At 63.8% G+C, this 9,037-nt stretch carries 6 protein-coding genes and 1 pseudogene; 5 read left to right on the top strand and 2 right to left on the bottom strand.

From position 1 onward, the window contains the following. Positions 1–183 (bottom strand): annotated as a pseudogene (locus EN914_RS13840) (thiolase domain-containing protein); the annotation flags it as partial. Positions 184–386: 203 nt separating this feature from the next. Between EN914_RS13840 and betI the strand changes: the two are divergent. Genes betI through betB form a run of 5 tightly spaced genes read left to right on the top strand, consistent with a single transcriptional unit; the run spans position 387 to position 6,670 of the window. Then, positions 387–977, top strand: a complete 591-nt coding sequence (gene betI / locus EN914_RS13835; protein ID WP_013532678.1) for a choline-responsive transcriptional repressor BetI — start codon at positions 387–389, stop codon at positions 975–977. 2 nt (positions 978–979) lie between these two features. Next, the gene (betC, locus tag EN914_RS13830; RefSeq protein ID WP_081714454.1) at positions 980–2,503 is read left to right on the top strand and encodes a choline-sulfatase; all 1,524 of its coding nucleotides are present in this window, start codon (positions 980–982) and stop codon (positions 2,501–2,503) included. Next, complete coding sequence (locus EN914_RS13825) at positions 2,503–3,504, top strand: threonine/serine dehydratase (RefSeq protein WP_024505554.1); 1,002 nt, start codon at positions 2,503–2,505, stop codon at positions 3,502–3,504. The genes betC and EN914_RS13825 overlap by 1 nt, the downstream gene beginning before the upstream one ends. After that, positions 3,497–5,149, top strand: coding sequence for a choline dehydrogenase (betA, locus tag EN914_RS13820; protein ID WP_024505555.1), 1,653 nt, complete (start codon positions 3,497–3,499; stop codon positions 5,147–5,149). Before EN914_RS13825 ends, betA begins: the two co-directional genes overlap by 8 nt. A 57-nt stretch (positions 5,150–5,206) precedes the next feature. After that, complete coding sequence (betB, locus tag EN914_RS13815) at positions 5,207–6,670, top strand: betaine-aldehyde dehydrogenase (protein WP_024505556.1); 1,464 nt, start codon at positions 5,207–5,209, stop codon at positions 6,668–6,670. 9 nt (positions 6,671–6,679) lie between these two features. Here the strand turns inward: betB and EN914_RS13810 are convergent, their stop codons facing one another. Continuing rightward, complete coding sequence (locus tag EN914_RS13810; protein WP_024505557.1) at positions 6,680–8,920, bottom strand: mannose-1-phosphate guanylyltransferase/mannose-6-phosphate isomerase; 2,241 nt, start codon at positions 8,918–8,920, stop codon at positions 6,680–6,682. Positions 8,921–9,037 lie beyond the last annotated feature (117 nt).

Genomic DNA, 9,037 nt, shown 5'->3' with positions numbered 1-9,037 from the left:
GGTGAAATCCTGCGCCGAAAAACCGGCGTTGAAGTGGCCGAGCACGATCTCGTCGACCTCGTCGGGACCGATGCCGGCATGGTCGAGCGCGTCCGTTGCCACCTTGACGATGAGGTTTTCGAGCGTTTCGCCCTCAAGCTTGCCGAAGCGCGAATGCGCCCATCCGACGATGCATGCGGTCATGGCGGTCTCCATCCTTGGCGCCGGCCTGGCATGTCGGCTCACGGCGCATTTCGCATCTATTGTTCAAAGATAAACAATCGTGCCGGTTTCGTGAAGGGCTGGAGGCGTACAATCGCTTGGTACAGCCGAGATCGGGGCCGATTTTTTTGTTGATTGACGCGTCAATAAAAAATAATCCTGTTTTCTCAAAGGATCATGGCGAGATGCCGAAAATCGGAATGGAACCGCTGCGCCGCAAGGCGCTGATCGACGCGACGATCTCGGCGATCGGCGAGCGCGGTTCGCTCGACGTGACCATGTCCGAGATCGCCGGACGCGCCGGCGTGTCGTCCGCCCTTGCCCATCATTATTTTGGTGCCAAGGACGAGCTGCTCTTGGCGACGATGCGGCACATACTGGCGGAGCTTACAGCCGATACGTTGCGCGCCCTTGGCTCGGCCAATAGCGCGCGCGAAAGGGTCTCGGCGGTGGTCGCTGTCAATTTCTCCGACATCCAGTTCCAGCCGGAAACCATCGCCGCCTGGCTCGCCTTCTATGTCGAGGCGCAGAAATCATCGGCCTTGCGCCGGCTGCTCAAGGTCTACGCGCGGCGGCTGCACTCGAACCTGATGAGCGGGCTGACCGGGATCTTGCCCAGAGCCGAAGCCGACCGCGCCGCCGAAGCGACCGCGGCGATGATCGACGGGCTCTACATCAGGCGGGCGCTGAAAGACGGCGTGCCCGATGCCGCGACCGCGATCGCGCTGGTCGAGGACTATCTCGAAACCAAACTTGGCGAGCGGCGCAAACAGTGACAATGAAGCCAACCAATTTCCTGATCGTCATGGTCGACCAGCTCAACGGAACCCTGTTTCCGGACGGACCGGCGGAGTTTCTGCATACACCGCATCTGAAAGCGTTGGCCGCGCGTTCGGCGCGCTTTGCCAACAACTACACGGCCTCGCCGCTCTGCGCGCCGGGCCGTGCCTCGTTCATGAGCGGGCAATTGCCGTCGCGCACCGGCGTCTATGATAATGCCGCCGAATTCGCCTCATCGATCCCGACCTTTGCCCATCATTTGCGCGCCGCCGGCTACTACACCTGCCTGTCGGGCAAGATGCATTTCGTTGGGCCGGACCAGTTGCATGGTTTCGAGGAGCGGCTGACGACCGACATTTATCCAGCCGATTTCGGCTGGACGCCGGATTACCGCAAGCCCGGCGAGCGTATCGACTGGTGGTATCACAATCTGGGCTCGGTGACCGGCGCAGGCGTCGCCGAGATCACCAACCAGATGGAGTATGACGACGAGGTCGTGTTCCTGGCTACGCAGAAGCTCTATCAGCTTTCGCGCGAACAGGACGATGCGAACCATCGGCCTTGGTGCCTCACTGTCTCGCTGTCGCATCCGCACGATCCCTATGTCGCGCGCAAGCAATATTGGGATCTCTATGAGCATTGCCAGGCGCTGGACCCGGAAACCGGGTTCATCGCGTATGACCAGCAGGATACGCATTCCCGGCGGCTGTACCACGCCAGCGACTATCCCTCTTTCGAGATCACACCGGAGCAGGTGCGTCGTTCGCGGCAGGGCTATTTCGCCAACATCTCCTATGTCGACGACAAGCTGGGCGAGATCCTGGACGTTCTCGAGCGTACACGCATGGCGGACGACACAATCATCCTGTTCTGCTCGGATCACGGCGACATGCTCGGCGAGCGCGGCCTGTGGTTCAAGATGAGCTTCTTCGAGGGTTCGGCGCGGGTGCCGCTGATGATCGCCGGCAAGGACATTCCTGCCGGGCTGATCGAGACGCCGGTCTCCAATCTCGATGTGGCGCCGACGCTTTGCGACCTCGCCGGCATCGACATCGCCGCGATCGCGCCGTGGACCGACGGCCAGTCGCTGCTGCCGCTCACCGAGGGCATCGAGCGCACCGCACCGGTGTTGATGGAGTATGCGGCCGAAGGGTCCAACGCGCCGTTGGTGGCGATCCGCGACGGCAGATACAAATTCGTCCACTGCGAGCTCGATCCGCCGCAACTGTTCGATCTCGAAGCCGATCCGCTCGAGCGAAACAATCTGGCCGACGACCCCGCCAATGCCGGCTTGGTGGCGGCATTCATGGACAAGGTCCAGGCGCGCTGGGACATGGCCGGCTTCGACGCCGCTGTCCGCGAAAGCCAGGCGCGCCGCTGGGTCGTCTATCCGGCGCTGCGCAACGGCGCCTATTACCCCTGGGATTTCCAGCCCCTGCAAAAGACGTCCGAGCGTTACATGCGCAATCACATGAACCTCGACAATCTCGAAGAGAGCAAACGGTATCCGCGAGGCGAATGATGTCAGACCTTCTCGTCCCCTCCCTTGACCATCTCAAGCAGGCCTATGCCGTCACCTCCAGGGCGACGCAGATCACGCCGCTGCTGGAATCGACGGCACTAGCCCGCGAGACCGGCGCCGCCCGCGTCTTCATCAAGCCGGAATCGCTGCAATGGGCCGGCTCATTCAAGGTGCGCGGCGCCTATTGGCGCCTGAAGCAGCTTTCAGTTGACGAAGCGAAGAAGGGCGTCGTCGCCTACTCCTCCGGCAATTTCGCGCAAGGGCTGGCGGCTGCCGGCCAGGCGCTTGGCGTTCCCGTCACCATCGTCATGCCGATCGACGCACCGGCCGCCAAGCGTGATGCCACGGCGGGCTATGGCGCCCGCGTCGTGCTGACCGACCATGGCGAGCGCGCGCGGGAGGAAGTCGCCGCCGCCAAGGCGCGCGAGATCGCCGAGACAGAGGGCCTGGCGCTGCTGCATCCATTCGACGATCCGGAGATCGTCGCCGGCCAGGCGGGCGCCGGCCTCGAAGCGCTTGACCAACTCGAAGCCAAAGGTGCCAGCGCCGACCTCTTGTTCTGCTCGGTCGGTGGCGGCGGGTTGATCGGCGGCGTTTCGCTTGCCTTCCACTATCTGTCGCCAGCGACAGAGATCATCGGCGTCGAGCCGGAAGGTTTCAATGGCATGGGCTCGTCGCTGGCGCATGGCGCTATCGAGACGATGCCGATCGGGCCGAAATCGATCTGCGACGGGTTGATGTCACGACGGCCGGGCGATGCTCCGTTTGCCGCGGTCAAGACGGCGGGTGTTCACGGCATCACCGTCGACGACCAATCGGTGCGGCGCGCGATGCGGATCGCCTTCGAGCGCATGAAGCTGGTGCTCGAACCGTCGGGGGCGGCGTCGATCGCGGCATTGCTCGGCGGCAAGGTGGATGTGAAGGACAAGACCGTCCTTGTTGTGGCTACCGGCGGCAATGTCTCGCTCGCCGATTTCATGGCGCATATGAACCATGCTTGAAGCGGATTTCGTCATCATCGGCTCCGGCTCGGCCGGCTCGGCCATGGCCTATCGCCTGTCGGAAGACGGCAAGCATTCGGTCATCGTCATCGAATTCGGCGGCAGCGATATCGGGCCGCTGATCCAGATGCCGTCGGCGCTGTCGATCCCGCTCAACATGAGCCTGTACGACTGGGGCTTTGCCAGCGAGCCGGAGCCGCATCTCGGCGGCCGTGTGCTGGCGACACCGCGCGGCAAGGTTATCGGCGGCTCGTCCTCGATCAACGGCATGGTCTATGTGCGCGGCCACGCCCGCGACTTCGACCATTGGGCCGAAGAGGGTGCGGCCGGCTGGGGCTTCGCCGACGTGCTCCCCTATTTCAAGCGCATGGAGGATTCGGATGGCGGCGAGGATGGCTGGCGCGGGCACGGCGGGCCGCTGCATGTGCAGCGCGGCTCGCGTAAAAATCCGCTCTATGGCGCCTTCGTCGAGGCTGGCCGCCAGGCCGGGTTCGAACTGACGGAGGACTATAACGGTTCCAAGCAGGAAGGTTTTGGGCCGATGGAGCAGACCATCAGCGGCGGCCGCCGATGGTCGGCGGCATCAGCCTATCTGAAGCCGGCGCTGAAGCGCAAAAACGTCAGTCTGGTCAAGGGCTTTGCGCGGCGGGTGATCATCGAGAATCAGCGCGCCATCGGCGTCGAGATCGAAGCTCACAAACAGATTCAGGTCGTTAAGGCGCGACGTGAGGTAATCGTCGCCGCATCGTCGATCAATTCGCCCAAGATCCTGATGCTGTCCGGCATCGGTCCGGCCGAGCATCTGCGCGAAAACGGCATTCCGGTGGTGGCCGACAGGCCCGGCGTCGGCCGCAACCTGCAGGACCATATGGAGCTCTACATCCAGCAGGAATCATTGCTGCCGATCACGCTCAATTCGGTGCTGAATCCGTTCTCGAAAGCGCTCATCGGGGCGCAGTGGCTGTTCCTCAAGACCGGGCTTGGCGCCACCAACCATTTCGAAGCGGCGGCCTTCGTGCGCTCACGTGCCGGCGTCGACTACCCCGACATCCAGTACCATTTCATCCCCGCGGCAGTCCGCTATGACGGCAAGGCGGCGGCCAAGTCGCACGGCTTCCAGGCGCATGTCGGACCGATGCGCTCGAAGTCGCGGGGGTCGGTGACGCTGCGCTCGCCGGACCCGAAATCGAAACCGATGATCCACTTCAACTACATGTCGCATCCAGACGACTGGGCGGAGTTCCGCCACTGCATCCGGCTGACGCGCGAGATCTTCGGCCAGTCGGCGTTCGATCCCTATCGGGGCAAGGAGATATCGCCGGGCAGCCACGTGCAATCGGACGACGATCTCGACATCTTCATCAGGGATCACGCCGAGAGCGCCTACCATCCTTGCGGCACCTGCAAGATGGGCCGCGCCGACGACATGATGAGCGTCGTCGATCCGGAGTGCCGGGTCATCGGCGTCGAAGGATTGCGGGTCGCCGATTCCTCGATTTTCCCGCGCGTCACCAACGGCAATCTCAATGCGCCGTCGATCATGACCGGCGAGAAGGCATCCGATCACATCCTTGGCCGCACGCCGCTGGCGCCGTCCAACCAGGAACCATGGATCAATCCGCGCTGGCAGGCGTCGGACAGATAGAGCATGATCGTGTGACTGCACGATCCGCATGCCGCGAAAGACAATCTGGAGACTTCCATGCGCGCTCAGCCCACGGCATCGCACTATGTCAACGGACGCTACATCGAGGACGAAGGCGGCGCCCCGCTGCCGGTCATCTATCCGGCAACCGGCGAGACCATCGCCATGCTACGTTCGGCAACGCCGAACGTGCTGGAACTCGCCGTCGAGGCCGCGCGGGCGGCGCAGCCCGCCTGGGCGCGGCTGAAGCCGGTCGAGCGCGGGCGCATCCTGCGCCGCGCCGCCGACATATTGCGCGCCCGCAACGCCGACCTCGCTCGCATCGAGACGCTGGACACCGGCAAGGCGATCCAGGAAACGTTGGTGGCGGATGCGCCCTCGGCTGCGGACTGCCTTGAATATTTCGGCGGTGCCGTTGCCGCCTACAACGGCGAGTCGGTCGATCTCGGCGGACCCTTCGCCTACACAAGGCGCGAAGCGCTCGGCGTCTGTGTCGGCATCGGCGCATGGAACTACCCGATCCAGATCGCCGGCTGGAAATCGGCACCGGCGCTCGCCATGGGCAATGCCATGGTGTTCAAGCCGTCGGAAAACACGCCGCTGTCGGCGCTGGCACTGGCCGAGATCTACAGCGAAGCGGGGCTACCCGACGGCTTGTTCAACGTTGTGCAGGGCTATGGCGATGTCGGCGCCGGGCTTGTCGGCCACGATGTCGTCGCCAAGGTCTCGGTGACCGGTTCGGTGCCGACCGGCCGCAAGGTGCTGTCGCTTGCCGGCTCGAAGATGAAGCACGCGACGATGGAACTCGGGGGCAAGTCGCCGCTGATCGTGTTCGACGATGCCGACATCGAGAACGCCATTGGCGGCGCCATGCTCGGCAATTTCTATTCGACCGGACAGATCTGCTCCAACGGCACGCGCGTCTTCGTGCAGAGCGGCATCCACGACCGCTTTGTCGACCGTCTGATAGAGCGGACCAAGAAAATCCGCATCGGCGACCCGCTCGATCCCGAAACCCAGATGGGACCGCTGGTCTCCAAGGCGCAGCACGACAAGGTGGTCGGCTATATCGAGATCGGCAAGCAGGATGGAGCGACGCTTGCTTGCGGCGGCAATGTGCCTTCGCTGCAGGGCTTTCAGGGCGGCTTCTTCGTCGAGCCGACGGTGTTCACCGGCGTGACCGATGGCATGCGCATCGCCCGTGAAGAAATTTTCGGACCAGTGATGAGCGTGTTGAAATTCGACGGCGAGGACGAGGTGATCGACCGCGCCAACGACACCGAATTCGGCCTCGCTGCCGGCGTCTTCACGCGCGACCTGCCGCGCGCCCACCGCGTCATCGCCGAACTGCAGGCCGGCACCTGCTGGATCAACGCGTATAATCTGACGCCGGTGGAAATCCCGTTCGGCGGCTTCAAACAGTCAGGCATCGGACGCGAGAATTCACTGGCCGCACTGGCGCTCTATTCGCAGCTGAAGTCGGTGTATGTCGAGACGGGTGACGTGGCGAGCCCGTACTGATCCAGCCCTCTACGCCTTCAGGTCGGCCGTGCTGTCCAGATATTGCGTCAGCGCACAGACCAGATGATAGAAGATGCTGGCTGGCACATCGGTCGCCAGCGAGCGGCCGCGTTCGTCGATGCGGTCGATCCACAGGCCGAGCGGCGCCGGGTCGATGTGCCAGCGGAACAGCCGGCCGACGCGCGCTTCGATCTCGGGCTTGAGATCGGGCCCGCCCGAACCATCCAGCGCGATCGCCGCCTTCACCGCTTCGGCCTGCGGCCAGCTGCGCGATATCAGGTCGAGCGGCAGGCCCTGTCGCGAGACGGCGCCATAGGCAAGGCCGGTGGCGCGGTTGAGGCCATTGGCGATGGCCGAGGCGTAGAGTTTCCTGGCAAAGCCGCTCAACTCGGCCTGGCCGCTGCGCCCAGCGAAATCGACCAGCAAAGAGGCCCATTCGAAATGGTGGCCAGGCTCGGTCCACGAGCCTTTCTCGCGGGCGGATGGTTTCCATTCGGCATCGAAATACTCGCCAAGCGTCCAGCTTTCCGGATCGAAGAAATGACTGCGGAAGAGGTCGATGATACGCGCTGCGCGGCGCAGATGGGCGCGCTCGCCGGTCGCCTGGTGCCAGGCCAGGAAGGCCTCGAGCAGGTGCATATGCGGGTTGGAGCGGCGCTCGCCTTTGCCATCCGATGTCTCAAGGAAGCCGGTCATGCGGCTGTCTTCGAGATGCGCATCGAGAAAGGCGAAGGTTTCCTCGCCGAGGCGCAAAGCGTCGGGATTGCCAGACATATGCGCATGCGCCAGTGCCAGGAGCACGCAGGAATGATCGTAGGCATCCTCGGTGGCGTCGGCGACCGAACCGTCAACATTCAGCGTGCGAACCCAGCCGCCCTTGTCGGTGCGGCCCTTGCCGGCCATGAAGGCGATGCCGTGGCTGATCAGCCGGTCGGCCGGACCGTCCCAGCCGCGCGCCCGGGCAACGGCGAAGGCATAGACCTGCCTTGCCATGGTGCGCATGCGCTTGGGCTTCATCAACGGCGAAGCGTCCAGGCCAAGCGCTTCGTGAAAGCCGCCATGGCGTTCGTCGACGCCCGATGTCGACCACAGCGGCAAGGTCTCCTGAAACAGCCAGTGATGCACGCGCCGCCGCCAGGCGCCGCTTTCGATGACGCGGTCATGCGCCGGCGTGAACCTGGTTTCCAGGCGACCCGATTTTTCGAGCTGCTCGACGATCTTCTTGACGTGCTGGCTGTGGCTGACCGGAGCGACGAAGGTGGCATCCGATGTCGAAACGATGGCGATGTCCTTCATGCCGATCGCCGACAGCAGGCGGCCGTCACTGCGAATGTAGGAATTCTCGCAATCGATGGAGACGACATCGCCGATGATGACATTGCCCCGGTCGTCGGCGGGGCCGACATCGAGCAGCGACTGCCATGAGCCGAGATCGTTCCAGCGGAAGCCGGCCGGCACCATCGCGATGTCTTTTGCCCGCTCCATGATGGCGTAGTCGATCGAGTTCGACGGAATGGCGGCGTAGAGTTCTAGCGGCATGTAAAGGCCGGATAAATCCGATGTCGCTGCCTTGTAGGCTGCTTCGGTGGCCTGCCAGATATCCGGCTGGAACGCTATGAAGGCATCACGCATGGCGCTGGCGCGAAAAAGGAAGATACCGGTGTTCCAGTAGAAATTTCCGGCCTTGAGATAGCTTTGCGCAGTCGCAAGATCCGGCTTTTCGACGAAGCGCGACACGTCGAAGATGCCGCCGCTTTCGGCCGCAACCTCGATATAGCCGTAGCCGGTCTCGGGCTGTGTCGGCCTGATGCCGAACACCACCAGCCGGCCGCTACGCGCTGCCTCGGTGCCGGCTTCGACGCTCTGCCAGAACTGGCGCGGGGTCGATATCTCATGGTCCGACGGCACCACCAGCACCAGGCTGTCGCCGAACTCGGACAGTGTGCGCAGTGTCGCCAGTGCGACGGCGGCGGCTGTGTTGCGCCCGGTCGGCTCGAACAGCGGCCCGCCGCCGGCGAGGTCGAGGCCGGCAAGATCGGCGTGAACGCGGTCGGCATGGCGCTCCGCGGCAATCAGGAAGATCGGCGTTTCGCCTTCCGGCCGGGCCGTCAGCCGGCGCAAGGTCTTGGCCAGCATCGAGCCGTCGCCGGACAGATCGTGGAACTGCTTGGGATTGTCCTCGCGCGACAGCGGCCACAACCGCGAGCCGACGCCGCCGCTCATGACAAAACTGACAATCCGCTCGGTCATTCAACCACCATTCAAAAGGTCTGGTTGTAGGCGCCCACCTCGGGGCTGCGGCGCAGCACGGTGTCGACAGCCTCGAACATCTCCCGTCGACGCTGCGACGACACCGGGCTTTCGACG

Origin of the sequence: Mesorhizobium sp. M7A.F.Ca.CA.001.08.2.1 (assembly GCF_003998455.1) — a bacterium.
Lineage (GTDB): Bacteria > Pseudomonadota > Alphaproteobacteria > Rhizobiales > Rhizobiaceae > Mesorhizobium > Mesorhizobium ciceri.
This window is presented reverse-complemented; position numbering and strand designations above follow the sequence as displayed.

What these genes read in the sequence shown, in the direction of transcription:
- betI (WP_013532678.1), top strand. Translation starts at nt 387, where the DNA reads ATGCCGAAAATCGGAATGGAACCGCTGCGCCGCAAGGCGCTGATCGAC.
- betC (WP_081714454.1), top strand. Translation starts at nt 980, where the DNA reads ATGAAGCCAACCAATTTCCTGATCGTCATGGTCGACCAGCTCAACGGA.
- EN914_RS13825 (WP_024505554.1), top strand. Translation starts at nt 2,503, where the DNA reads ATGTCAGACCTTCTCGTCCCCTCCCTTGACCATCTCAAGCAGGCCTAT.
- betA (WP_024505555.1), top strand. Translation starts at nt 3,497, where the DNA reads ATGCTTGAAGCGGATTTCGTCATCATCGGCTCCGGCTCGGCCGGCTCG.
- betB (WP_024505556.1), top strand. Translation starts at nt 5,207, where the DNA reads ATGCGCGCTCAGCCCACGGCATCGCACTATGTCAACGGACGCTACATC.
- EN914_RS13810 (WP_024505557.1), bottom strand. Translation starts at nt 8,920, where the DNA reads ATGACCGAGCGGATTGTCAGTTTTGTCATGAGCGGCGGCGTCGGCTCG.